At 59.4% G+C, this 23,601-nt stretch carries 30 protein-coding genes, 2 tRNA genes and 1 riboswitch; of the genes, 12 read left to right on the top strand and 20 right to left on the bottom strand.

What is annotated here, in order from left to right; translation table 11 throughout:
• Positions 1–15: 15 nt before the first annotated feature.
• From ABD112_RS07010 to ABD112_RS06990, 5 genes are all read left to right on the top strand, one after another.
• Positions 16–882 carry an acyl-CoA thioesterase gene (locus ABD112_RS07010; protein ID WP_343924455.1) on the top strand — a complete coding sequence of 289 codons (867 nt, stop codon included), beginning with the start codon at positions 16–18 and terminating at the stop codon, positions 880–882.
• A 421-nt stretch (positions 883–1,303) separates the two neighbouring features.
• Complete coding sequence (locus ABD112_RS07005) at positions 1,304–2,599, top strand: quaternary amine ABC transporter ATP-binding protein (protein WP_343924453.1); 1,296 nt, start codon at positions 1,304–1,306, stop codon at positions 2,597–2,599.
• On the top strand, positions 2,596–3,564 hold the full coding sequence (locus tag ABD112_RS07000; protein ID WP_343924451.1) for an ABC transporter permease: 969 nt from the start codon (positions 2,596–2,598) through the stop codon (positions 3,562–3,564). Before ABD112_RS07005 ends, ABD112_RS07000 begins: the two co-directional genes overlap by 4 nt.
• Before the next feature lie 103 nt (positions 3,565–3,667).
• Entirely contained in the window at positions 3,668–4,564 is an 897-nt protein-coding gene (locus ABD112_RS06995) for a glycine betaine ABC transporter substrate-binding protein (protein ID WP_343924449.1), read from the top strand.
• A 132-nt stretch (positions 4,565–4,696) separates the two neighbouring features.
• A complete protein-coding gene (locus ABD112_RS06990) occupies positions 4,697–5,941 on the top strand; it encodes a glycerate kinase (RefSeq protein WP_343924447.1) in 1,245 nt (414 codons plus the stop codon).
• A gap of 51 nt (positions 5,942–5,992) precedes the next feature.
• Here ABD112_RS06990 and ABD112_RS06985 read toward each other — a convergent pair whose 3' ends face one another.
• The 6 genes from ABD112_RS06985 to msrA form a co-directional block, all read right to left on the bottom strand.
• Positions 5,993–6,460: an acyl-CoA thioesterase gene (locus ABD112_RS06985; RefSeq protein WP_343924445.1), complete on the bottom strand. Its 468-nt coding sequence runs from the start codon at positions 6,458–6,460 to the stop codon at positions 5,993–5,995.
• Positions 6,461–6,462: 2 nt separating this feature from the next.
• On the bottom strand, positions 6,463–8,145 hold the full coding sequence (gene ettA, locus ABD112_RS06980) for an energy-dependent translational throttle protein EttA (protein ID WP_343924443.1): 1,683 nt from the start codon (positions 8,143–8,145) through the stop codon (positions 6,463–6,465).
• Positions 8,146–8,193: 48 nt separating this feature from the next.
• On the bottom strand, positions 8,194–8,679 hold the full coding sequence (locus tag ABD112_RS06975; protein ID WP_343924441.1) for a DUF6993 domain-containing protein: 486 nt from the start codon (positions 8,677–8,679) through the stop codon (positions 8,194–8,196).
• Between the two features lie 70 nt (positions 8,680–8,749).
• Positions 8,750–9,268, bottom strand: coding sequence for a single-stranded DNA-binding protein (locus tag ABD112_RS06970; protein ID WP_343924439.1), 519 nt, complete (start codon positions 9,266–9,268; stop codon positions 8,750–8,752).
• 201 nt (positions 9,269–9,469) lie between these two features.
• The gene (locus tag ABD112_RS06965; protein ID WP_343924437.1) at positions 9,470–9,682 is read right to left on the bottom strand and encodes a methyltransferase; all 213 of its coding nucleotides are present in this window, start codon (positions 9,680–9,682) and stop codon (positions 9,470–9,472) included.
• Between the two features lie 127 nt (positions 9,683–9,809).
• Complete coding sequence (gene msrA, locus ABD112_RS06960) at positions 9,810–10,331, bottom strand: peptide-methionine (S)-S-oxide reductase MsrA (RefSeq protein ID WP_343924435.1); 522 nt, start codon at positions 10,329–10,331, stop codon at positions 9,810–9,812.
• 90 nt (positions 10,332–10,421) lie between these two features.
• Here msrA and ABD112_RS06955 point away from each other — a divergent pair, with 90 nt between their 5' ends.
• From ABD112_RS06955 to ABD112_RS06945, 3 genes are all read left to right on the top strand, one after another.
• Positions 10,422–11,429: an aldo/keto reductase gene (locus ABD112_RS06955; protein ID WP_343924433.1), complete on the top strand. Its 1,008-nt coding sequence runs from the start codon at positions 10,422–10,424 to the stop codon at positions 11,427–11,429.
• Between the two features lie 156 nt (positions 11,430–11,585).
• A complete protein-coding gene (locus tag ABD112_RS06950; protein ID WP_343924431.1) occupies positions 11,586–11,831 on the top strand; it encodes a hypothetical protein in 246 nt (81 codons plus the stop codon).
• 55 nt (positions 11,832–11,886) lie between these two features.
• The gene (locus ABD112_RS06945) at positions 11,887–12,561 is read left to right on the top strand and encodes a hypothetical protein (RefSeq protein ID WP_343924430.1); all 675 of its coding nucleotides are present in this window, start codon (positions 11,887–11,889) and stop codon (positions 12,559–12,561) included.
• A 46-nt stretch (positions 12,562–12,607) separates the two neighbouring features.
• Here the strand turns inward: ABD112_RS06945 and ABD112_RS06940 are convergent, their stop codons facing one another.
• The 5 genes from ABD112_RS06940 to ABD112_RS06920 all read right to left on the bottom strand — a co-directional run bounded on the left by ABD112_RS06940 (position 12,608) and on the right by ABD112_RS06920 (position 14,227).
• Positions 12,608–13,018 carry a BP74-related protein gene (locus tag ABD112_RS06940; RefSeq protein ID WP_343924429.1) on the bottom strand — a complete coding sequence of 137 codons (411 nt, stop codon included), beginning with the start codon at positions 13,016–13,018 and terminating at the stop codon, positions 12,608–12,610.
• A gap of 3 nt (positions 13,019–13,021) precedes the next feature.
• Entirely contained in the window at positions 13,022–13,462 is a 441-nt protein-coding gene (locus tag ABD112_RS06935; RefSeq protein WP_343924427.1) for a DUF1801 domain-containing protein, read from the bottom strand.
• A gap of 20 nt (positions 13,463–13,482) precedes the next feature.
• Positions 13,483–13,555: transfer RNA gene (locus ABD112_RS06930), tRNA-Arg, on the bottom strand.
• A 35-nt stretch (positions 13,556–13,590) separates the two neighbouring features.
• The gene (locus ABD112_RS06925) at positions 13,591–13,971 is read right to left on the bottom strand and encodes a thioredoxin family protein (RefSeq protein ID WP_343924425.1); all 381 of its coding nucleotides are present in this window, start codon (positions 13,969–13,971) and stop codon (positions 13,591–13,593) included.
• Positions 13,949–14,227 carry an oligoribonuclease gene (locus ABD112_RS06920; protein WP_343924424.1) on the bottom strand — a complete coding sequence of 93 codons (279 nt, stop codon included), beginning with the start codon at positions 14,225–14,227 and terminating at the stop codon, positions 13,949–13,951. Before ABD112_RS06920 ends, ABD112_RS06925 begins: the two co-directional genes overlap by 23 nt.
• 66 nt (positions 14,228–14,293) lie before the next feature.
• Between ABD112_RS06920 and orn the strand changes: the two genes are divergently transcribed.
• From orn to ABD112_RS06900, 4 genes are all read left to right on the top strand, one after another.
• The gene (gene orn / locus ABD112_RS06915; RefSeq protein WP_343924422.1) at positions 14,294–14,914 is read left to right on the top strand and encodes an oligoribonuclease; all 621 of its coding nucleotides are present in this window, start codon (positions 14,294–14,296) and stop codon (positions 14,912–14,914) included.
• Positions 14,915–14,960: 46 nt separating this feature from the next.
• A tRNA-His gene (locus ABD112_RS06910) sits at positions 14,961–15,036 on the top strand.
• Between the two features lie 179 nt (positions 15,037–15,215).
• On the top strand, positions 15,216–15,566 hold the full coding sequence (locus tag ABD112_RS06905) for a metallopeptidase family protein (protein ID WP_343924495.1): 351 nt from the start codon (positions 15,216–15,218) through the stop codon (positions 15,564–15,566).
• 70 nt (positions 15,567–15,636) lie between these two features.
• Positions 15,637–16,227 carry a hypothetical protein gene (locus tag ABD112_RS06900; protein WP_343924420.1) on the top strand — a complete coding sequence of 197 codons (591 nt, stop codon included), beginning with the start codon at positions 15,637–15,639 and terminating at the stop codon, positions 16,225–16,227.
• Here ABD112_RS06900 and ABD112_RS06895 read toward each other — a convergent pair.
• The 9 genes from ABD112_RS06895 to ABD112_RS06855 all read right to left on the bottom strand — a co-directional run bounded on the left by ABD112_RS06895 (position 16,214) and on the right by ABD112_RS06855 (position 23,467).
• The gene (locus tag ABD112_RS06895; RefSeq protein WP_343924493.1) at positions 16,214–16,747 is read right to left on the bottom strand and encodes a nucleoside/nucleotide kinase family protein; all 534 of its coding nucleotides are present in this window, start codon (positions 16,745–16,747) and stop codon (positions 16,214–16,216) included. The two genes, ABD112_RS06900 and ABD112_RS06895, sit on opposite strands and share 14 nt — an antisense overlap.
• Before the next feature lies 1 nt (position 16,748).
• The gene (locus tag ABD112_RS06890) at positions 16,749–17,504 is read right to left on the bottom strand and encodes an energy-coupling factor transporter transmembrane component T family protein (protein WP_343924418.1); all 756 of its coding nucleotides are present in this window, start codon (positions 17,502–17,504) and stop codon (positions 16,749–16,751) included.
• The gene (locus tag ABD112_RS06885) at positions 17,501–18,865 is read right to left on the bottom strand and encodes an ABC transporter ATP-binding protein (protein ID WP_343924416.1); all 1,365 of its coding nucleotides are present in this window, start codon (positions 18,863–18,865) and stop codon (positions 17,501–17,503) included. Before ABD112_RS06885 ends, ABD112_RS06890 begins: the two co-directional genes overlap by 4 nt.
• A gap of 71 nt (positions 18,866–18,936) precedes the next feature.
• Positions 18,937–19,578 carry an ECF transporter S component gene (locus tag ABD112_RS06880; protein ID WP_425563808.1) on the bottom strand — a complete coding sequence of 214 codons (642 nt, stop codon included), beginning with the start codon at positions 19,576–19,578 and terminating at the stop codon, positions 18,937–18,939.
• A gap of 16 nt (positions 19,579–19,594) precedes the next feature.
• Positions 19,595–19,705: riboswitch (TPP riboswitch) on the bottom strand.
• Between the two features lie 79 nt (positions 19,706–19,784).
• Positions 19,785–20,627, bottom strand: coding sequence for a DUF3097 domain-containing protein (locus ABD112_RS06875; protein ID WP_343924412.1), 843 nt, complete (start codon positions 20,625–20,627; stop codon positions 19,785–19,787).
• On the bottom strand, positions 20,624–21,070 hold the full coding sequence (locus ABD112_RS06870) for a VanZ family protein (RefSeq protein WP_343924410.1): 447 nt from the start codon (positions 21,068–21,070) through the stop codon (positions 20,624–20,626). Before ABD112_RS06870 ends, ABD112_RS06875 begins: the two co-directional genes overlap by 4 nt.
• 125 nt (positions 21,071–21,195) lie before the next feature.
• Positions 21,196–21,690 carry an SRPBCC family protein gene (locus ABD112_RS06865; protein WP_343924405.1) on the bottom strand — a complete coding sequence of 165 codons (495 nt, stop codon included), beginning with the start codon at positions 21,688–21,690 and terminating at the stop codon, positions 21,196–21,198.
• Complete coding sequence (locus ABD112_RS06860; RefSeq protein ID WP_343924404.1) at positions 21,687–23,057, bottom strand: glucose-6-phosphate dehydrogenase; 1,371 nt, start codon at positions 23,055–23,057, stop codon at positions 21,687–21,689. The genes ABD112_RS06865 and ABD112_RS06860 overlap by 4 nt, the downstream gene beginning before the upstream one ends.
• A 14-nt stretch (positions 23,058–23,071) precedes the next feature.
• Positions 23,072–23,467 (bottom strand): hypothetical protein, encoded by a 396-nt coding sequence (locus ABD112_RS06855; RefSeq protein WP_343924403.1) that lies wholly within the window; start codon positions 23,465–23,467, stop codon positions 23,072–23,074.
• Positions 23,468–23,601 lie beyond the last annotated feature (134 nt).

Raw genomic sequence — 23,601 nt, 5'->3', positions numbered from 1 at the left:
TCCTAAACTACAGGCATGAGCGACCCTATGGCTGGGCTTCTATCTGCCCTCGATCTGACCGACACCGGTGCACGAACCAACGAAGACATTTTTACCGGTCCAAGCCAATGGATGCCGCAGGGCCGAGTCTTCGGAGGCCAAGTGCTTGCACAGGCTCTAGTCGCCGCTCAGCGCACTCTTGCTGAGGATCGCATCGTGCACTCAATGCACGGCTATTTCTTGCGCCCGGGAGACATCAACCTCCCCATTACGTTTTCGGTCGATCGCATCCATGACGGCCGATCATTTTCGACACGGCGCACGCAGGCCTACCAGGATGGCGTGCCGATCCTCTCGGCAATCGCGTCATTCCAAGACGAAGATGCGGGGCTCGATCACCAGATCGAGATGCCTGACAACCTTCCTGACCCGGAGTCGCTGCCCACAACAGCAGAATCGTTGGCGTCGTTGGATCATCCGGTCGCACGTTATTGGGCATCCGAGCGTCCGTTTGACATGCGTTACGTTCCTTCGCCGATCTTCATTTCGGTTGAGGGCGGTCACGTGGCGCACCAAGCCGTCTGGTTGAAGTCAGTGGGCCCCATGCCTGCAGATATGAACCTCCATCGCGCAGCGCTCGCCTATGCAAGCGACTATTCGATTCTCGAGTCGATCATGCGTCGCCACGGGCTCGCGTGGGCGACTCCGGGCATCAAGGTTGCGAGCCTTGACCACGCCATGTGGTGGCACCGCGAAGCACGCGTGGATGAGTGGCTCCTCTATGTGCAGGAGTCGCCGAACGCGATCGGCGGGCGCGGTCTCTCGCTGGGTCGCATCTTCGATCGATCGGGCCGACTTATCGCCAGCGTTGCTCAAGAAGGCATGGTGCGGCCTCCGCGCTAGGCCGGCACAATCGTCGCGACACGGCCCAAAATTGTTTCGCCAATATAACGAATAGGCAACAAAGGCTACCCACTTCGATGCCTACTGTGCCGGGGATCCAAGGCTCCGGAAAAGACCTTATGTCCCCAATCTGGCGGACGTGAGCCTACATCAATCACGTAAAAGAGTTACGTTTGATTACGGCCCGGTTCACGGTGCGCCATTTTCGGCGCTGAGGACGGGGCGCTACGAAATCAGGCCGCGCGCGCCTTTCCGCTAGTCGGGGAGACGTTCGTACGGTTGTTTCGCACTGGAACCATTCCGACAATGATTCCCCTCCCCATGTTGGCTCGATAGGGCGCCACCTGAGCAGTTTGTGTGTGCAACCCGGACCGTAATCGAGAAGAGCGGAGCCCCAAGGGTGCCGAGCATTCAGGAGAACGTGACCGAAGAAATCGCAGTCAGCGCCAAGAACCTTTATAAGGTCTTCGGCCGCCGCCCAAATGAAGCAGTCGAGCGACTCCAAAATGGAGCCTCTCGAGACGAGATCACAGAACTGGGCACTGCTGCCGTAATTGATGCGAGCTTCGACGTTCACAAGGGCGAAATCTTCGTCGTTATGGGCCTCTCCGGATCGGGCAAGTCCACACTGATCCGCATGCTCAATGGACTGTGGGACACCACCTCCGGATCAGTAACCGTTGGCGACGATGTCATTTCTGGCATTTCCGCTTCGAAGCTTCGCGACGTCCGCAAACGTCGCATTTCAATGGTGTTCCAGCACTTCGCGCTGTTCCCTCACCGCAGCGTTCTTGAGAACGCGGCCTATGCACTCGAAGTGCAGGGCATCCCACGAGCTGAACGTCTCGCTCGCGCACAGAAGACTATTGACCTCGTTGGCCTCAAGGGCTGGGGCGAGAAGATGCCATCCGAGCTCTCGGGCGGCATGCAGCAGCGCGTGGGCCTCGCCCGCGCTCTTGCTGCTGACACCGACGTTCTCCTCATGGACGAAGCATTTAGTGCACTCGACCCGCTGATTCGTCGCGAAATGCAAGAGCAGCTGCTCGAGCTACAGACCGAGCTGGGCAAGACGATCGTTTTCATCACTCACGATCTCAACGAGGCCATGTTCCTCGGCGACCGCATCGCAGTGATGCGTGAAGGTCGCATCGTTCAGATCGGCACGCCAGAAGACGTTCTCACCGACCCCGCCAACGATTATGTTGCACAGTTCGTTCAGGATGTTGACCGCTCACGCGTTCTCACCGCGTCAAGCGTCATGGAGCCGGTCCGAGCGACAGTATTCGCTGGCTCGGGGCCACGCGCGGCGCTGAAGATCATGCGTGATCTTCAGACTTCGACCGCCTTCGTCGTCAGCCGTGATCGCACTCTTCAGGGCATTGTTCGCGATGCTGAGGCCATGAAGCTTGTCCGCCGCAGCGAGACCGACATGTCGTCGATCCTTAGCGACGACTTCAACGTTGTACAGGCAGACACCTCACTTTCTGAACTTTTCGTTCCGTCTGTAGAGAGCCCGCTTCCCCTAGCCGTTGTGGATGAACGCGGTCGCCTGGTTGGCGTTGTGCCGCGCGTGACCCTGCTCGCCGCCCTCGGGAATGTCAACACCGATACCGGTGAATTGCCGGTCATCGATCCTCCGTTGACCGTCTCACCGGATCTCATCACGGATGCACTTGCTACGCCTGAAACCACCACCGAGAAGGAGGGCGCACGATGAATGACTTCCCCAGACTTCCCCTCGGCCAATGGGTCGAAAACGGCATCGATTACATCACCGTAACTTTCGGTGTCTTCTTTGACGTCATCAAGTTCATCATCGCGTCGGTCGCCGACGGAATGAACATCGTGTTCACGTCACCGCCATTTTGGGTGATGCTCATCATCTTCGCTGTGGTCGCCTTTATTGCCCGTGGATGGGTGTTCTCACTCGGAACCACGGTCAGTTTCCTTCTGATCCTCAGCTTGGATCAGTGGGATAACGCGATGGATACCCTTGCGCTGGTGCTGGTAGCAGCAGCAATCGCGGTGGTGATCAGTGTTCCGCTCGGAATTCTTGCCGCTAAGTATCAAACGGTTTCCACGATCGTGAAGCCAATTCTCGACTTCTTGCAGACGATGCCCGCATTCGTCTACCTGATTCCTGCACTGATCCTTTTCCGTATTGGAGATGTGCCCGGAATTGTTGCAACCGTGCTCTTCGCACTTGCACCCGGCGTGCGACTCACCGAGCTCGGTATTCGTGGCGTTGACAAAGAGGTTGTTGAAGCTGGCCAGGCCTTCGGCTCCTCACCGAGCCGCATCTTGCGACAGATTCAGCTCCCGCTGGCTCTCCCCTCGATCATGGCTGGCATCAACCAGGTGATCATGCTCTCGCTCTCGATGGTCGTTATTGCCTCGATGGTGGGCGCTGGTGGTCTCGGAAAGCCAGTTATCCAGAGCCTCAGCCGGGCGGATGTCTCGCTCGGGTTCGAAGCTGGTCTCTCGGTCGTGTTGTTGGCGATCTTCCTTGACCGGCTCACGGCATCCTTCGGCACCGGCAAGGGATACTTCCGCTTCATCATGGACTCGTTCAACTTCCGCGGCCGGTCCGCAGAAGCTAATGCGGCAGAAGCTGACGGAACCAACGCGACCACTTCGGCCGCAAGCACCGAACCAGCCGAACTCACTCCCCCAGTTCGCTAATTTTCGGGCGCTCACCCGCGCTCGTTTCCCGTACGCAGAAAACCCTGTGTGCATCGACGTCAACACCGTCGACGCTTAAGCGTCGACAGAAAAGGACGACACAATGAAGAAGCAGACACGCGCTGCATTCGCAATCGGAGCGGCAACGCTCCTCGGTCTGTCGGCTTGCGCCGCAGGCGGAGACGACACCGCGGCAGGTGACGCTCCTGAGAACAAGGATCTCAGCATCGCCGTATTCAACGGATGGCCCGAGGGCGAAGCAGTTTCGTTCCTTTGGAAGGCAATCCTTGAAGACAAGGGCTACAACGTAGAGCTGGAATACGCTGACGTTACCCCGATCTTCTCGGGACTCAGCACCGGCGACTACGACCTCACGCTTGACGGATGGCTTCCAGTCACCCACGCGAGCCTGATGGAAGAGTACGGCGCAACGATCACCGACCTCGGCGCATGGAACACTGAGGCTGGCCTCACTGTTGCTGTGAACGAAGACGCACCGATCGACTCGCTCGAAGAGCTCGCAGCTAACGCTGACGCGTTCGGTAACCGCATCGTCGGTATTGAGCCTGGCGCCGGTCTCACCGAGGCAGTCATGACCAAGACCATGCCAACGTATGGCCTTGACGACATGGAACTTCTGACCTCGTCAACCCCCGCGATGCTTGCTGAACTTCAGGCAGCCCTCGACAACGGCGAGAACATTGCTGTTACGCTCTGGCGTCCGCACTGGGCCTACGATGCATTCCCCATCAAGGACCTCGCTGACCCAGAGGGAACTCTCGGAGACGCAGAAGGCATTCACTCCTTCTCACGCGACACCCTGAGCGACGACATGCCAGAAATCACTGAGTGGATCTCTGACTTCAAGATGGACTCCGAGCTGCTCTACTCGCTCGAGAACGTCATGTACAACTCGGACGCAGAAGCATCCGACTACGAGGCCATCGTTGCAGACTGGATCGCAGCGAACCAGGACTACGTAGACGGCCTCACCAGCTAAAACTGTGTGAATCCGCAGTGTTGATAGCACTGTGATCTACGAAAAGGGGTCGCCTACGGGCGGCCCCTTTTTTCGTGCTCGACGGCTGCCCCCGTTGACCGGTAAGGGTCTCGCTCGCGCTAGGGTCGGAGGATGCCAGACATTCACAGCCCCGTGATCGTGATCGCCCCCGACTCCTTCAAAGGCAGCCTCAGCGCTGCGGATGCCGCCGCAGCGCTCGAACGTGGTGCCCGCGAAGTGCTCCCTGAGACGGCAACGGTGCTGACCTTCCCCATGGCAGACGGTGGCGAAGGATCTCTCAACACTGTGCTTGCTGCCTGGTTGCAGCCGACGCTATCCATGGCGACTGTCGACGCAATTGGCCGTGAGCGCGATGCAGACTACGGCTTCGATCTTGACGGTCGCCGTGCCGTCATTGAAGCTGCGCAAGCTAACGGCCTTCCCGACGTTTCAGATGTTCCCCTGCAGCCTCTCCGCGCCGATAGTTACGGCGTGGGCGTCATTGCCGCCAGCGTTATCGAGCGCGGCGCCCGCGAAATCACGCTCTTTCTTGGCGGTTCAGCCAGCAGCGACGGCGGTACCGGGCTTCTGCGTGCCCTCGGCGCGAGATTCCTAGATGCCGACGGTGACGAACTGGCGCCAGGCGGAGGAGCGCTGGCCGCCCTCGAAACGATCGACCTGAGCGGCCTGATCGCCGGCGCACTGGAGACGCACTGGCGCGTTGCCGTCGATGTCACAAACCCGCTCACCGGAACGGATGGCGCAGCCCACGTATTTGGGCCACAGAAGGGTGCTTCGGCATCAGATGTTGCAGTGTTGGATGCCGGCCTCATCCGGCTTTCAGAGGTGCTGGCTGAGACCACACTCGCCTCCGAACGCAGCTTTTCGGCGGCCGGCATTGCTTCGCTGCCGGGGATAGGCGCAGCGGGCGGAATCGCTGCGGGACTCGTCGCATTATTTGGCGCTGAGCTAGTGCCCGGCGCCCAGCTCGTCGCCGACGCAATCGGCTTGAGCGCTGCCATCGAGCGCGCTGATGTGATTCTCACTGGAGAGGGTCGCCTCGACCACCAGTCCCTTGATGGCAAAGTTATCGACTATTTGCGCGGGGCTAAGAACCCGACGTCGTGGTTAGCGGTCATTGCTGGAGAAAACCATCTCACGCCGGATGAGTCTGCTGCTGCAGGCATCGACTTGGCACTGCCCCTCGGCACGGGCATCCAGAACCGCAAAGAGCTCTTTCAGTACGCCGGTCCGCTTCTTGAAGCTCGCGGCGCGCACGCTATTGCAGAATGGCTTGATCCGACTGATCTTGAAGCAGAGTTCGACGATGATGACGCTGAAGGCGACAAAAACGACAAAGACGAGCTGAACGCCTGATAAGGCGCGTTAGTAGCGACGCGTCGCGACTACAATCGCTCAGGAGCCGCTTTAGCTGCGCTTAGCGAACTGCAGCGGCTCTTCCACGTAGCGCGAGAAAACTTCGCGCTGCTCGTCGCTGATGCGCTGCGGGCGCGAGGTCGCAGCATCGACGAGCACGAGCGTCGTCGAGGCACGAACATACAGCTGGCGGGGCTCAACGCCGACTGGCGTGTGAATCTCGTAACAGACTTCGAGGCTCGCTCCCCCGACGCGGCCGATCCACATTTCAATGTCGATCGGTTCGCGCATATAGGGGATAGGCAGCAGGTACTCGATCTCTTGCCGTGCGATGAGCGTCATCGTTGGGCCGCCTGGGCGACCATCAAGCACGGCGGTGAGGGGCGCATCCGCTCCCGCAGCTGGCCAAAATGCATGAATGCGCGCCTCTTCGAGCAGGCGGAACACTTCGGCATTGTTGACGTGTTGGTACGCGTCAACGTCTGACCAGCGCAGCGGGAGCGGTACGTGAAGTCTCATACCTAGTCGCGGGTGAGCTTGCGGTAGGCGCTGCGATGGGGCTTGGCGGCATCGGGGCCGAGTCGCTCGATCTTGTTCTCTTCGTAAGCGTCGAAGTTTCCTTCGAACCAGTGCCAGTATCCGGGGTTCTCTTCGGTACCTTCGTAGGCGAGAATGTGGGTCGCGATGCGGTCGAGGAACCACCTATCGTGAGTGATCACCACAGCGCAGCCGGGGTACTCAAGCAACGCGTTCTCGAGGCTTCCGAGAGTTTCGACGTCGAGGTCGTTAGTCGGTTCGTCTAGCAGCAGCAGGTTTCCGCCTTGCTTGAGCGTGAGCGCGAGGTTGAGTCGGTTGCGCTCACCACCAGAGAGGATGCCAGCCTTCTTTTGCTGGTCGGGACCCTTGAAGCCGAACTGCGAGACGTAGCCTCGCGATGGAATCTCGGTCTTGCCAACCTGGATGTAGTCCTGGCCGTCAGAGACGACCTCCCACAGCGTCTTGTTGGGGTCGATGCCACCACGGGTCTGGTCGACGTAGGAAATGTCGACGGTGTCGCCAATTTTGAGCGTTCCTTCGTCAAGAGGTTCAAGTCCGACGATCGTCTTGAACAGTGTGGTCTTTCCGACTCCGTTCGGGCCGATGACACCAACGATTCCGTTTCGAGGAAGCGTGAAGCTCAGTCCGTTGATCAAGATGCGCTCGTCGAAGCCCTTCTTGAGGTTCTTGGCGTCGATGACTTGGGCTCCGAGGCGCGGCCCCATGGGGATAACAATCTCTTCGAAGTCCAGTTTTCTGGTCTTCTCCGCCACGTTCGCCATTTCTTCGTAGCGCGCGAGTCGTGCTTTCGACTTTGTCTGGCGGCCCTTGGAGTTTGACCGCACCCATTCGAGTTCACTCGAGAGACGCTTCGCGAGCTTGATGTCTTTCTTGCCCTGCACCTGAAGGCGTTCTTGCTTCTTCTCGAGGTAGGTCGAGTAGTTGCCCTCATAGGGGTAGAGGTGGCCGCGGTCGACTTCTGCGATCCATTCGGCGACGTGGTCGAGGAAGTACCTATCGTGAGTAACGGCGAGTACGGCGCCCGGGTACTTGGAGAGGTGCTGCTCGAGCCAAAGAACACTTTCGGCGTCGAGGTGGTTAGTGGGCTCATCGAGAAGCAGCAGGTCGGGCTTCTGGAGGAGGAGTTTGGTAAGCGCTACACGGCGCTTCTCTCCACCGGAGAGCTTATCAACGGGCCAGTCTCCTGGCGGCGTGCGTAGTGCATCCATTGCCTGCTCGAGTTGGGAGTCTAGATCCCAAGCATCGGCAGCATCGATGTCTTCTTGCAGCGAGCCCATTTCGGCCATGAGTGCATCGAAGTCGGCATCTGGTTCAGCCATTTCGAGACCAATGGCGGCGTGCCGATCGACCTTCGCTTTGATCGGGCCAACACCTTCTTGAACGTTTTCGAGAACCGTTTTGGTTTCGTCGAGCTCAGGTTCCTGCATGAGGATTCCGACGGAGTAGCCGGGGCTGAGCCGGGCTTCGCCGTTGCTGGGGGTGTCAATGCCCGCCATGATCTTGAGGATCGTGGACTTACCGGCACCGTTGGGGCCGACCACACCAATCTTCGCTCCGGGGTAGAACGACATTGTGACGTCGTCAAGGATGAGCTTGTCGCCAACCGCTTTTCGCGCGCGCACCATGGAATAAATAAATTCGGCCATGGCACCATTCTACGGAGCGTTCGGGCTCAGTCGAACTCGTTTGGGGCGCTACCAGTCGATTGTGCGGGTCTTTCCAACAAGACAGCCACCGGTACCTAAAAGTGGCTCGATGGATGACACGTAATTCTCTGGCGTGAACTGGCCGAGAAGGCACTCGCCTTTGATCCGCACCGAGACCACGATGGAGTCTGCAGCGAGTCCGATCGCAGTGCTGTCTGGGGTGATTTCCATGTCTTGCTTCTCGAAGCCGTTGTCGACGAGGCTGTCGACGATGGTACGGCCATCGCCTCGGCCGTTTGCATCGTGATACTCGGTGTTGATCAAATCAAAGAACTGTCGATTCGCCGCCGCTGCCTCACCTGGGCGCAGAATCGGGCCGGTGGGAGTGGCCTCGGGCGAAGGCGTGGCTGAGGCTTCGTTGCTGGGTGTCGCAGTGGGTTCTGGCGTCGACGCCACACATCCACCGAGTGCTACTGCAGCCGCAACGGTGAGTGCGATCGCTCCGCCGATTCGGTGAGCTGGTCGTACGCGCATTGCAATCCTTTCGCTGGCCGTGAGCAATCAGGGCCGCGTCAAGTCTAGATTGCCTGCGCGCACGATCCGCTCAGAAGGGTGTGACAGGCTCAAGTTCGCGGTCTTCGGATTGCTCCGAGTCGGCGGCCAAGTCTCCCGAATCGTTTCCGGCATCCTCATCCGCTGCCGACTCAAACTCGTCGCGAGCAGCATCGTGGCTGCCACCGTGTTGCGTGCCGCCGCCACCGGTGTTGGCTATGGTGCGCGAGAACTGCGCAGTGCCCCACATGAGATCGTGGCCGAGCGAGTCTGCTTCAATCTCGATGTTGGTGCCACTGCGGTCGGCGTTCTCCCATTCGCGAATTTTTAACCGGCCGGTGAGAACCACGCGATCTCCTTTACCTACCGAGGTCGCGCTGTTGATTGCTAGCTGGCGGAAAGAAGTGATGGTGTACCAGTTGGTTTCGCCGTCGATCCAGCGCTGATTGCTTCGATCGAAGCGGCGCTGCGTCGAGGCAAGCCGGAATGAGGTGATTGGCAAGCCCTCGCCCGTAACGATGTGGCGGGGCACCGTGGCTACGAGCCCGGAAACCGTGATGCTGTCTGTCATGTCTGCTCCTCTGTCTGCGTCGCTACAGCGCGCTGCAGCGACAGGGAATGGAGACAGATGCGGGCCGACACTCGTGCCGGGAAGCCGACCCGGCATCCGTCACTCATCAGTGTTAGACAGCACACACGAGCGTCGCGGTGGGAGCGGTGATCTGTGGACACCCCACCCATCGCGACGCTATGCAGGAGCAGTGCTCGCGGGCTAGTGCTCGCGGAACTCAGGCCACGCGGTGCCCGGAAGCAGGCTCGCATGAAGCGCCGACTTTGCGGCATCCAACGTCGAATACACGCTTCGATAGTCTTCGTCTTTCAATAACTTGAAGGTGAACCCGTCTGTTACCCGGTGAACCGAGCCAACTGCTCCAGCCTGAGTGAATGCCACCCAGGTTTGTCCGGTCAGAGTGTGATCAGTCATTTCCGAACCTCCTTCGACTTGTGAAGCGACACCAGCGTCGCTTATTAACGAACGTACGCCGCCTAGCCCAGAAGATAAAGACCCTCTTTGCTTGACGGCGTAGCGCAGTTCGCAGCTAGCTAACGAACTAGCGGATATAGCTCGAGAACGATGAACGGATCTTGTTCACCTTGGGCAGCGCCACTGCCATGCAGTAACCCTGACCGGGGTTCTTCGCGAAGAAGTCCTGGTGGTAGGTCTCCGCGTTGTAGTAGGTGTCGAGAGGTTCGATGGTCGTCACGATGCCGCCATCCCAGTATTCGGATGCGCGATCACGGGCAGCCTCGAAGAGCACCTTCTGCTCCTCACCGTCGTAGAACATTGCCGAACGGTAAGACGAGCCCACATCGTTGCCCTGCCGGTTGAGCTGGCGCGGGTCGTGCAGCGTGAAGTACACGTCGAGGATGACCTCGTCGGGAATGACCTCCGGGTCGAAGGTGACCGCTACCGCTTCTGCGTGGCCCGTGGTCTCGGTGCACACCAACTCGTAGCTGGGATTGGGCACGGTTCCGCCAGTGTAACCAGAGACTACGTCGGTGACGCCATTGAGAGTGCGGTAAACCGCGTCGAGGCACCAGAAACAGCCGCCTGCGAGATGAAATGTGTGCATGAGTTGAGCCTACTTTCTTGTGCCGAGTGACTCATACAACGCACACGTCACGCTTGGTGTTCCCTCAGTCGCTGGGCATATGCTGAACGAATGCCTTACAACGCCTCATCCAATAGATATGACACCACCGAGTACCACCGCGTAGGACGCAGCGGCCTCAAGCTTCCCGCAATTTCGCTGGGCCTGTGGAACAATTTTGGTTCCGATCGCCCCCTAGAAACGCAGCGCTCGATTCTTCGCCGCGCCTTCGATTTGGGCATCACCCACTTCGATCTAGCGAACAACTACGGCCCTGAAATCGGCGCAGCCGAGCGCAACTTTGGACTGGTCTTCGCCGACGACTTCGAGTCATACCGTGACGAAATGATCGTCTCGACGAAGGCCGGCTACACCATGGGCGTCGGGCCATACCAAGACTGGGGTTCACGCAAATACCTGCTGTCGTCGCTCGATGCGAGCCTCGACCGCATGGGACTCGACTACGTTGACATCTTCTACCACCACCGCCCCGACCCCGAGACTCCCATCGAAGAGACAATGGGAGCACTGGCTACCGCTGTAAACTCCGGCAAGGCGATGTACGTTGGTGTATCCAACTACAGCCCAGAGCAGACCGTTGCCGCAGCCGAAGCACTCGCTGAGTACGGCATCCCGCTCACCATCCACCAGCCGCGCTACAACATGTTCGACCGCCACATCGAAAACGGACTCTTGCCAGTGCTCGATCAGGTCGGTGCCGGCAGCATCGTGTTCTCGCCGCTCGCACAGGGCCTGCTGACCGATCGCTATATGGATGGCAACATTCCTAATGGTTCGCGCGCTTCTGAGGGCCGCTGGCTCCAGCCTGGTCCCATTGGCGATACCTACCTGCAGCGGGTTCGCGCGCTCAACGAGATCGCGCAGAACCGCGGGCAGAGCCTCGCGCAGCTTGCATTGACGTGGGTGCTGCGTCATCCACAGATCACGTCGGCTCTTGTCGGTGCCAGCAGCGTCGCGCAGTTGGAGAACAGCTTCGCCGCGCTTGAAGGTCCTCCGCTCACGGATGACGAACTTGCCACAATCGACCCACTCGCGGTCGACGGCACTAGCCTGCGCTAGTCGTGATTTAGCTCCATCGCTTACAACCGGGCCCCGCGTTTACGACGCGGAGCCCGGCTCTGTCGTTAAGGCCATGTGGACAGTTCACCGTCAAATGTCAGCGTTCGAACATATATTCGAATAGCACACAATGGCATTGCTGACCGAAGGAGCCCCATGACCACCCTCGACTTCGCTGAAACTGCACACTCGATCAGATCGGGCATCGTCACCGTTGAACTCAACGACGATCTCTGGCGAATCACCCGGCCCGATGGCCAAGTTCTCGGGTACGTGCACCGCTGGCAATCTGCCGCAGGTTCACGCTTTCAGGCCAAACGGATGCTTCAACGCCAACGTCGATTTTTGCCCCTCGGTGACTTCTGGTCGATCGACGACGCACTCGATATCTTCCGATTTTGATGTGACTCGCCTGTCGCTATGCGCCCGCGCTCACTAGCGGGGTTACAGTTCGAACATGATTCTTCAGTGGTGGAACGACCTCGTTGACTGGTTCAACTCCGATCAGGGATCGGCCTTCGTGACGGGTGCCCTCGTGCCCTTCCTCGCGATCATTGTCGGAGGAATCATTGTCGGAATGATCGCCCGCTCATCGCTGCGTCGCCTCATTAGCCAGCAAGACCGCCAAGCGAAAGCGGCTGCAGTCGCAGCCCTCATTTCTTCAGGCCGACGCGCAGCGACATGGAGCACGCTCTCGGCCGGCGAAAAAGAGCACGTCGACTATCAGGCAAGCGAAGCAGAAGTGCGTGTTCGCCTTCTCCCGCTCAAGGGCGCGAACGTTGCTGCCGATTGGGCCGCGCACAAAATCACCACGATGAAGAAGAACTCCGTTAACTACAGCTTCCAAGCCGAACAAGACTTGGCAGAGCTCCAAGAGGGACTCCTCGACTGGCAAGCTCGTCCCGGCCGTGCTAAAAAACTCTTCGCCCAAGACCTTGCAAGCTGGAAGTATGAGACCGGCGAAGCCGAAGACGAGCTCGTCGTCAAGCAGCAAGAGTGGGCATCGCGACAAGCCGCAGAAGAAGCTACCCAGAGCAGCACCGCCGCCGCAAACGGCGGTACAGCAGGCAGCGCTGCGTCAAGCAGCGCTCGCACCGCACCTACTACTGTCGTTACGCCCGACCGCAACTAGCGCTCAGGCGGAGTCCACTGTGATCTAGGCACCGACACCGTGGGTTCTAAGCCCCTGGCCCGTCAACAGCTACCACCCGAGCAGACCACGGGCAAAACCTGTCAGAAGTGACAATTTCGTCTTCGACGTATTGCGGAATGCCGTCGCACACCTCGATGGTGACATTCGCGAACTCGAGTGTCGCCGGATCGATGTGCCACGACCAAGGTTCGTTGACGGCAGAATCGCCCCGCACGACGACACCATTGGGGATGGCCGCTAAGCTCTCCCCCGCAAGCAGACCCTTCGCGTGCTCGATCAGTTCGGGCGTCGCCAGCTCAATCTTGTACTGTTCGCCACCGGCAACCTCAAACGTCGCCACCGTCGGCTGTGGTCCTGCAACACAACCACCTAACGATGCGGCCATACCTGCCAGCACAGTCACAACAAGCACCGTGCGCAACGGTGGAATCGCCATGGCTCAGTTGCTCTCAGCGCGCGCGTCGTAATCGACTTTGGCTACCTCGTAGCTGCGCTTAAGCAGTTCCTCAAGCGCCGCCAGATCGATATCGGCGAGCTTCTTGACATAAAGGCATCCCACGGCCAATTCGTGCGCGCCTAAACGTTCCAGCAGCTCAGGGAACTCGCGAAAATTGCGCGCCGTGTATAGCGAAATCTTTGACTTGCGGGGCGAAAAACCAATAGTCGCGGTGTCGCCTTCCCTGCCGGTGGCATAGCGGTAATGGCTTGACCCAAAACCAATGATCGACGGGCCCCACATCACCGCCTGCTTGCCAGATGCACGCCCAAAGATCTCCAGCAGCGTTTCCGCTTCCTGTCGGCGCCGCTCAGAATCGACCGTCGAAATGAACTCCGCAACGCTCGCGGCAGTCGCATTCGTCCTATTCGGTTGGGTCATCATCGACCGCCCCTCTTTTCGAGTGCCCTCGGCAGGATTCGAACCTGCGACCAAGAGATTAGAAGGCTCCTGCTCTATCCCCTGAGCTACGAGGGCGGGGTGTACGGCTTAAACGATAGCGTGTCGAAGCGTTACATCGCTTTCGCGAGCGCAACAAGCATTTGATTCACCGTTGGGGCGCCTTGCGCCCGAAACACCTCATCGCCATTGGCTGAGACAATCACGATGGTGGGGGTTGAAACGATGCCAGCGCGTTCTGCCTCATCTGAATGGCGGGCGACATCCAACTCTGCATAGTCCACGCGCGTTACAAGCTTCGAGACCTGCTCAAGAGTGTTGCGCGCAGTTGCGCAGGGATCACAAAACGCCGAAGAGAAGAACAGCACTGTTGGCCGTGATTCCTCGACGGCGCTCTGGTCGTTCGAGACAACCGCCTGCGAACCAGCGTCGTGTTGTGCGTCGCGTGGCTGTGCAGCTTGCGCGTCAGGCTTAGAGATCGTTTCGTTCGTCAAGGTCTTCCAGGGGGTCGCTGTCGGCTTTGTCCCACGTGTAGGTCACATGAACCTGTTCGCCGACCTGCTTAGCAACAGGGCCGTCGTAACGCAGTTGAGTTTCTGATCCTTCGGCGTCTGCCACGATCAGGGTCACATAATCATCCCACCCCGATTCAGTCGCAATGCGCGTATCGTTCTGGCCGTCGTAGGGGCCGCCGACATAAAACACGATGTACTCGTCGCCGTGCGCGAGTGTGGGAGCTGATTCGGTCATGCTCCAGTTTTATCAGACAAGGTTGGGCGAACGCTGGCGACACCGCATCAACGGTAGAATCGACTTATGGCATCACAAGCTGAATATCTGGTCTGGATCGACTGCGAAATGACGGGACTGGATGTCGCAATCGACGAACTCGTCGAAGTTGCAGTGGTCATCACCGACTACGACCTCGTTCCTGTCGATGAGGGAATGACGATCGTCATCAAGCCGAGCGCGGCTGCTCTCGACAACATGGGTGAATTTGTCACCCAAATGCACACTTCCAGCGGCCTCATCGAAGAGATGCCCAACGGGGTCTCGCTAGCCGATGCCGAGTTTGCCGTCAACGAGTACATCGTGCGGTACGTGCCCAATCCTCGTTCGGCTCCGCTGGCCGGCAACACCATCGGCACCGACCGCACCTTCTTGGCGAAGTACATGCCGCGCGTCGACAGCCACCTGCACTACCGCAGCATTGACGTGTCGTCGATCAAAGAACTGTCAAAGCACTGGTTTCCGCGCGTTTACTTCAACGCCCCGGCAAAAGATGGCGGCCACCGCGCCCTCGCCGACATCCTTGAGTCGATTCGTGAGCTCGAGTACTACCGCAAGGCCGTCTTCGTCGGAGAACCAGGACCGACCACAGAACAGGTCAAGACAATTTCCGCTGACGTAGTGGATGGATTCGCCTCGCGGCTGTAATACACTAGTAGAGTTGCTTATCGCCGAAGGGCGAAAAACAACCTTGGTGGGCGTAGCTCAGTTGGTAGAGCGCTGGCTTGTGGAGCCGGAAGTCGCGGGTTCGAGCCCCGTCGTTCACCCCAAGAAAACAGTGGCTTGGCACGCGTGATCTCACACAGTGATTTTGTTTCACACCGTGATTTCATCCAGTGCCAAGTCACTGTTTTGTTTAACGGCCGCGGTTCGTCGAGCACCGCATCCACTTGTCTGGAGGGGCATCCTCCTTGGCCTCGCCCTCAGCCTCGACTGGCAAACTGTACTTATGGAGAATCTCGACGAAGAACAGTTCGAGGCACTTGTTGTCGAGGGTCTTGATGCGCTTGCTGACGAGATAGTTGAGGGCTTGGAGAATGTTGTCTTTGTCACTGAGGCGCGCCCAGAGGATGGCTCTCTCAACGTGCTCGGCCTGTATGACGGTGTTGCCCTGACGGAGCGCGGCCAGTATGGCTTTGGTGAGCTGCCCGACCGTATCATCCTGTTTAGGGAACCGCTCGTGGCGATCTGCGAAACACTAGACGAGCTGAGAGAGCAGATTCACGTCACTCTGGTGCACGAGATCGCGCACTATTACGGCATCGACGATGAGCAGCTGCACGAACTCGGGTGGGCGTAGCGACAGTTAAGCTGTCTTGCGGTTATGACCGCGTAGGATTTCGTGAGTGTCCCGAGTTTCAGGAGGATTTATGATGTCGAGCAAGCGCTCCACTGCGTTGTTGATGGCGCCCGCAGTATTGCTGGTGGTATCGGGCTGTGCCCTGATCGAGCCCGCTGATACCAGCGAGCCTCCCACGGCAATGCAACTCTGCGCTCAGGGTCACACTTGGGAACTCGACACCACCGATCTCTCCGAAAAACTTCTTGTCGAGCTGCCCGCGCAAGATGTTCCTGCCACCGCGGTGGAGTCCAGCGGCGGTCAAACGATGACGTGGCAAGAAGACGGCTATCTCACGATTGAGTCAGATCTGGTGTTCACGATTACCGCGACACCCAAGAAAGACCAAGTCATGACGATCACGCAGGCTTACAACGGCACCGTTGCAGGCAAGGCTTTGATCAACGTGGATGTCGCAATCCCCCGTGACTGGGACGTCTCAGATTACGAAATTGAGACTTCGGCTGTGCTCAATGACGAGCCCGTAGAAGAGCTCGCCTACACGATCCCGCGCAGCGACTTCGATGACATGCTCGGGCTCGTTCTCACCTGCGAAGCAGATGTGCTGACAGTCAACCCACGCGGAACGGATTTCATTCAACGCTGGACTAAGGCCAGCTAGCAGCGAGGTTTCCGTCACGTATCTCGTCGGCGAGAGCCTTCGGTTTTTCGCGCGCGATGAAGAGAAGCTCTTGCCGAGCCCAGCGTTCCCAGTGGGGAGCGTAGGTCTCACCATCCCGCTCAAGCGCTCGCTTCTTGCGGGTTGAATCGTCGAGCTCTACCCAGATTGTGTGGTCTGCGAGGGGCTTGGATGCACGACTCAACGCCCCAACCCCTTCGACGACGATCGGACGATTGCCGTCGAGCTCGTGCCACTCCCCCGCCTCGTTTGTGACCCAATCCCACTCTTGCCATCGAAGCGAGCTCAGGATCCGCGGCACCATCGCGCTTGCCGCATCGAGGCCATCCCAGCCAGGGTAAAAGTCGTCAAGCTTTATCAGTTGCACTTCGGGCCAGGCCGCAGCGATCGCACGCCCGAGTTCGGTCTTGCCTGAACCGGAGCGGCCGTCGATGAGACAACGCCAGCGCGAGTGAGGGGCACTAGTTGTGCTCGTTGGTGTGGGCGCAGCAGCACCGCGCACGCTATCCAACAATGAAATTCCAACTTCCCGTAAGCACAGCGACCACAGTAGCGGTCAGCCCCACAAGTACCCCGATACCAATGGTTGCCCATTCGGTCGCCCCCCAGCGGGATTCCCGTGCCCATGTTCGCGGGGTATCGCCGCCGAAGCCCCGTGCTTCCATCGCGATCGACAGTTTGCTGCCGCGACGAATCGAGAGCACCAACAGGGCAAAGCCCTGGCCCGCAATTCGACGGATGCGACCGCGGTCGGCCACGCCACGCGCGCGACGGGCCAGCTCGAGGGAACGCCAGTCATCCAAGAAGAGGCCAACCATCCGCACGGCGGCGAGAGCACCGAGAACGAAACGATCGGGCAGCCGTAGGCGCTGAGCAAGGCCATCGGCAAAGTCGGTGGGATCAATCGAAATGAACAGCACGACAGCGGGCAAGCCAATAGCGAGCACCCGCAGGAAGGTTGCGAGGGCGAGCTCGATAGATCCGTCGCTGATTCTGATGAGCAGAAACTCGAAATACACCGCACCGTCGTAGCGGCCGTAAAGCAGGATAGTGAGCGCCGTAAGGGGTGCCGCCAGCCAGACGGGAAGTGTTCGCAGCCAGAAGCGTTTCGGTTCGATGCCCATAAACGCGATGATTACCAGCTCGAGAACTAGAGCAGTGCTCGCCGAAACCCAGTCGATTGTGACGACCAAAAACAGGCTGACGATGAGTCCGGCGCCGAGCTTTGCTACCGGATTGACGGACGCGATGGGGATCATGTGAGCGCCACCGTCGAATCCGCGAGAGCAGCAACAAAATCGAGGTCATGGCTCACGGCAACCACACTGCTGCCGTCATCAACGAGGCGTGCAAGCAGCGCCAGCAGTTCGCTCCAGGTTCGAGAATCTTGACCGAACGTTGGTTCATCGAGAACGAGCATCCGGGGCCGTGTTGCTAGCGCCGTAGCCACGCTCAGCCGGCGCTTCTCGCCACCAGACAGAGTGAAGGGGTTTGCGTCGGCGAGCCGGTCAAGCCTCAGCCGCGTAAGCAACTCGTCGACACGGGCATCCATTTCTGCATCGCCCAGCTTTAGTGCTCGTGGCCCGACTTCGAGCTCTGCCCGAACTGTGCTCGCAAGAAACTGGTGTTCTGGGTCTTGAAACACGGTACCAATGCGTGTGAGCAGTTCACGAGATTTCCATCTGAGCGGATGCTCGGCCGCCCCTGCCGCGAGCGCTGAACTCGCCACAACAGCACCACTCACAGGCGGCAATAGCCCACCAAGTGTCAGGGCGAGGGTCGACTTGCCCGAGCCATTGGAGCCAGTGATGGCAAGAGCGTGGCTACTCAAGATTGAGAGGTCACGCGGTTGGGCGACAGCGCGTTTGCCTCGCCCGACACTCAAGTCGTGGGTGGTCAGGAGCGTCTGCTGTACCGCACGCTCCTTTCGCTGAGGTCGTGGAGGGGGAAACTGCGGAATCCACACCCCGTGGGCGGCGAGGTCTTCACCTTGACGAGAGAGCACTTCGGATGGCGAACCATCGGCGATCGTTCCCCCACTGGCCGCAAGAACGACGACACGGTCGACGACTTCGCTCCACACGGCAACGCGATGTTCAACTATCACGATGGTGGCACCGGTAGCTTCTGCAACTCTGATGACGGCATCCCGAACTTCGGTGACGCCTTGGGGGTCGAGATTGGCCGTTGGTTCGTCGAGCACGATGAGCCCGGGCTGCATCGCCAGCACGCCCGCGAGAGCAAGCCGTTGCTTTTGACCGCCCGACAGCGCGCTCGTGTTGCGATCGAGCGCAACATCGAGTCCCCCCTGATCGAGACTGTGGCGAACGCGTCGCCAAATTTCGTCACGCGGCACCCCCAGGTTCTCGCATCCAAAAGCAACGTCATCACCGACGCGCTCCAAGATCACTTGACTGTCCGGATCCTGAATTACCAACCCCGTGCGACCGCGATGGGCTGCGGGATGCTCGCCATCGACTAGCAGGGAGCCTTCAGACTCTCCCTCATCATCGCCAACAACCCCGGCAAGGGAATGGAGGAACGTCGACTTTCCCGCCCCCGATTCACCGAGGAGCAACACGCGTTCGCCCGGTTCAATGCGCAGATTTAGACCACGCACCGCCCAAGCGAGCCTGCTGGAGTGGCGCCACCCCCATCCTTCGACGGTGACGCCAACAGGCCTAATGGGGTTCAGACCCGTTTCGCAATCTCACGACCGGCACCGAAACGGTTGAGTGCTCCAGTAGCGGCAAGCCCGCGAGTGGCCAGCCACGACAGCAGACCTGCAATGAGCATTCCGCCGACAATAGCGGCGATCGTGTAGATGACAATGAAGGGAAGCGCTGATCCCGGGTACCAAAGCAAAAGGTCAGTGATAGCCATCGCAAGGCCCGCACCGGCGCCCGCGAGAATCGCTCCGCTGACGCGCCAGTTGGCGTACAGGAAAGCAGCGAACACGATTTCTGCGCCGAGGCCCTGCGTGAAACCGCTCACGAGAGTTAGTGCGCCCCATTGGTTGCCGATGAGGGCTGAAACAGAGGCGGCAACCATCTCGCCATAAATCGCGGCACCTGGCTTGCGGATCACGAGCGCCGTGAGAACCCCGGCGAAGAGCCAGAAGCCGCCACCAACGGCCTGCAGGCCTGGAAGCAAAGCTGCGAACGGTGCCATAGCTGGCGAGGACGCGACATTCCAGACGACGAAGATCAACCCGCTGGCGACGCCAATGACGCTGGCAACAACGATGTCGATCACCCGCCACTGAAAACGCGAACGAAGCCGTGTGGACGGAGAAGTGGATGGTGCAGTTGTGGTCACTTTCGTGCCTTTCATTTGATGAATGGCACGGGTATTAAGAGTGTCAGCTCCCTGCGCTGGCATGATCCAGATCAGGTTCGACGGTCGAAGCTTTGAGTAGCTCCCTCTCAGCCCGGCTCACCGGACTCCCGTGTTCGCCACCCAGTCTAATCATCAATAGGCTCGATCGCTTTGCACGCGAGGTTATGCCCCAACTCGACTAGCGCACCGGGTGCGCGTTACTAGTCCTGGTCGACCGTCACGAAGTCGATCAGTTGTTCAACGCGCCCCAACAGCGCAGGTTCGAGATCGGTATAGCTCGTGACCTTCGAGAGGATGTGCTGCCACGCCCGCGCAATGTCGGCTTGGTCGTCGTGCGGCCAGCCAAAGGCTTCGCAGATTCCGTGCTTCCACTCGGTGCCCCGCGCGATTGTGGGCCACGCCGCAATTCCGAGGCTCTGAGGCTTCACTGCCTGCCAGACATCCACGAATGGATGCCCGACTACGAGTGCATGCTCGCCGTATTTACCTCGGCCAACGGCATCCGCGATTCGGCTCTCCTTGGAGCCAGCGACGAGGTGATCGACGAGGATCCCCAGCTTGCGTTTGGAGGTGGGGGCAAAGTCGGCGACGATCACTTCGAGATCGTCGATGCCGCCCAAAAATTCGACAACTACGCCCTCAGCACGAAGATCATCGCCCCACACACGCTCGACCAGTTCGGCATCATGGCGTCCTTCGACGTAGATGCGACTCGCGAGCGCGGTGCGGGCACGCTGTTCGGGGGCGGCGAATGACCCGGATGCCGTTGTGCGGGTAGCTGCTGCCTGAGCGACAGGCTTGGTCAGCTCGACGGGGACGCCGTCGATAAGGTAGCCGCGGCCGAGCGGAAAAGCACGCGAACGACCATGGCGGTCTTCGAGTTCGATGAGGCCATTAGCGTGCCGCACAAGCGCTCCAACGTAGCCGTCGGCGATAACCTCAACGACCATCCCCGACTCGATAGGAACCTTGGGGAGCACGGTTGGGGTGCGCTCTCGCCGAAAGTCAGCGAGCACATCGTTCGAATAGCGGTCTTCGGTCACCGGTCGAGGTTAAGCGGTGCCGCCGAATTGCTAGCGGAGGCGCGTCGGTTCGACGCAAGGTTGCCGACAGCCTGTGCGCGTGGCGAAATGTGCGTGCGCCGGGAGCGCTCGCGCCACACTGCGATACCTGCAGCGGATGAGACGCCAACTCCAGCACCGATACTTGCGAGAACAATGTCGGCAACATCGGCATAGCCCACGGGCATCCAGACGGTTTGAGCGGCTTCAAGCCAAGCCGCCGCAACAATGCTGAAGGCGAGCGCTGCCCACCAGCGACGACGCCCAAACATACAGACAAGAAAAGCTCCGACGGGGATGAAGGCGAGCGTGGTCCACACCCAGAGCCGGCCGTTGGAACCTGGAGCGTTCACGAATGCGAGACTCGCCAGTGCGGCAAAGTAGAGCGCGGCGCACACCGCTACTACGAATCTCGATCGGAACATAGTGACATTCTCACAAGCGCATCTTTGTGCCAGTTGTGAGAAGGGTGCGTGTGGAGTGTGAACGGCCCCGAAAATGACAACGATTCGGTAACTGCAGCCGTTACTCGTTCGCTTCAGCTCGATTTCTAGCTGGCAGCACGGTGATCGATCTCTCTCGCAATCTGAGGCAACACGTGGCGCATGTACCGCGCCCACCAGAGCCTGACAACCAGCCAGACGATCCAGCCACGAGCTGGACGGGCAAAGAACGTATAGCTCCAGCGGATGAGTGACCCACTCTGACGGGGTTCAAAGCGCCACTCGGCACGAGCACCCGACACCAGCGTTCCGAACAGTCTCTGGAACTCACTCAACTCGTAGGCAAAGAGCGCCGGCACCTCTGTGTCAGTAATTGTTTCGATGACATGGCCGCCATCGGAAAGCATGAGCATGCGGGTACGTCCGACGGTGTCCCACTCGCCCGATTGCTCACGCACCTCAATAACCGCGGGAAGCGGGCCGAAGCGGGGATAAAACCTTGTGGGATCCAACGGCCCAGAGATTTCGTAGGCCTGCTGCGCGTTAGATCGCACGAGAGCGTCAGCGGACGCGCTGACGCCGCGACCCCGCCGCCCCCTCACGCTGTGCTCCAACGCGTAGGGCCCTGCGAGCCAGCCGGATATTCATCGAGGGGCACTCGGTTTTCTCGAAAAGCTTCGACTACTGGAGTGACAATCCTCCAGCACTGCTCGGCCACGTCACCACGCACAGACAACGCCGGATCGCCATCAATGAGCGAAGCAATCACTTCGCCATAGGCGCTCATGGCGGGGTCTCCGAGAGTTGTTGTGAGCTTGGTGCGGTCGAGGGAGAACGGGTCGCCCTCACCATTGATGATGAGATCGAGTTCGAGGGTTGCCGGCTTAATCGAGATTGTGAGTTGGGCGGGCTCAGCCATACCGGTGAGACCTCGAGGCAAGTGAGGCACGGCTGCGAAAGTAATGACAATGTCTTGACGTGCCTCCCCAATCGCCTTGCCCGACCGCAACACGAAGGGAACCCCGGCCCACCGCCAGTTATCAATCTCAACCGTCACTTCCGCAAGAGTTTCCGTGCCGAGCTCGGCGTCAACACCGTCTTCATCGGCGTACGCGGGTAACTCCCGATCGCCAATAGTGCCGGCTGTGTAGCGTGCACGACGAGCGCACGCGCCATCTTCGGTTTGCACCCTGGTCGCCCGCAACACTTGAGCCATCGCCCCGCGGAGATCTTCGGAATCGACGCTCGCCGGAGGTTCCATCGCGGTCAACGCGAGTACAAGCAACAGGTGGCTTTGAATCATGTCGACAACCGCTCCTGCACGGTCGTAATAGCCAGCGCGACCCTCAAGCGCGAGAGGCTCATCAAAGATAAGTTCAACCTTCGCAACGTTCGGTGCCCCCAAAAGCGGTTCGAAGACACGGTTAGCGAAACGGAGCCCCAACAGGTTGAGAACAGTCGACTTGCCCAAAAAGTGGTCAACTCTAAAGATCTGTTCCTCTGGCAAGATCTTCTCTAGCATCCGGTTCAGACTGCGAGCGCTCGTCTCGTCGGTACCGAAAGGCTTTTCGAGTGCGAAGACAATGCCCTCAGGCAACTCCTCATTCGCCAGCGCGCTGCACACCTTGTGAGTGATTGCAGGGGGAAGGGCGAAGTACAGAGCAATTCTCCCCGAAGCTTTGGCGAGAACATCCTGCAACTGGGCAGCATCGGTCACATCGGCCTGCAGGTAGCGTGCGGCGCTAACAATCTTGTCTGAGGCGGCTGACTGCTGACTCGCGAAAGACTTGGCGACTCGGCGCCGCCAGGCGGCGTTATCCATTTCCTGTCGATCAACGCCGATAAGAGTCAGACTCTGTGCCTCATCGCTCGCCAAGAACGACGCCAGCCCCGGCAACAGCAGGCGCGAGGTGAGGTCTCCCCCAGCGCCAAGAATAATCAGCGTCTCGATTCGTTCACGTTCAACCATGGCAAGCTCCCTGATCAGCCGCGCGGAGGCGTTACAGCAGTTGCCGATGCTGTGGCCGTGACTCCAGCAAAATTGGATGCTGATCCGCGACGCGACCACGTCATCCACCACCACACAAGAGCGCCGACAATCAGGGAACCGACGATGCCGACTACCGGACCGAGAAACACCGGGCCAGCGACGTTGGTGTCAGTGACGCCAACGGCGTAGCTCAAGAAGTCCTTCAGCGCGGGGATATCTCCGAACAGACCAGTCACGCCCTGCGCGGTTCCGCCGAGCAGAAGAGTAATCCCGCCGCCAAGCGCCACAACCCCCAACAGGAACCAGCCAAGGGAGAACAGCACATGCCCCACTGCTCCAGCGACAGGGCAATAGCTACGTTGTGCACTGGTGAGCTGCGCTTTTTGCATGGTTAGACGTTAGCGCAGCGTCACTAAACCCGTCGAGAAACGCCCCAAAAGCACTCAAAGCGCTCGCACGGCTTTTGACACCAAAACGCGGGTGATTTGGCCGCTTAGTGGGACAAGCGGGCATTGGGGTCGCT

The organism is Rhodoglobus aureus, from assembly GCF_039527955.1.
In the GTDB taxonomy this organism is placed as follows: Bacteria; Actinomycetota; Actinomycetes; order Actinomycetales; family Microbacteriaceae; genus Rhodoglobus; species Rhodoglobus aureus.
Note: the sequence above shows the minus strand (reverse complement) of the source record. Positions and strands in the feature narration are given on the sequence as shown.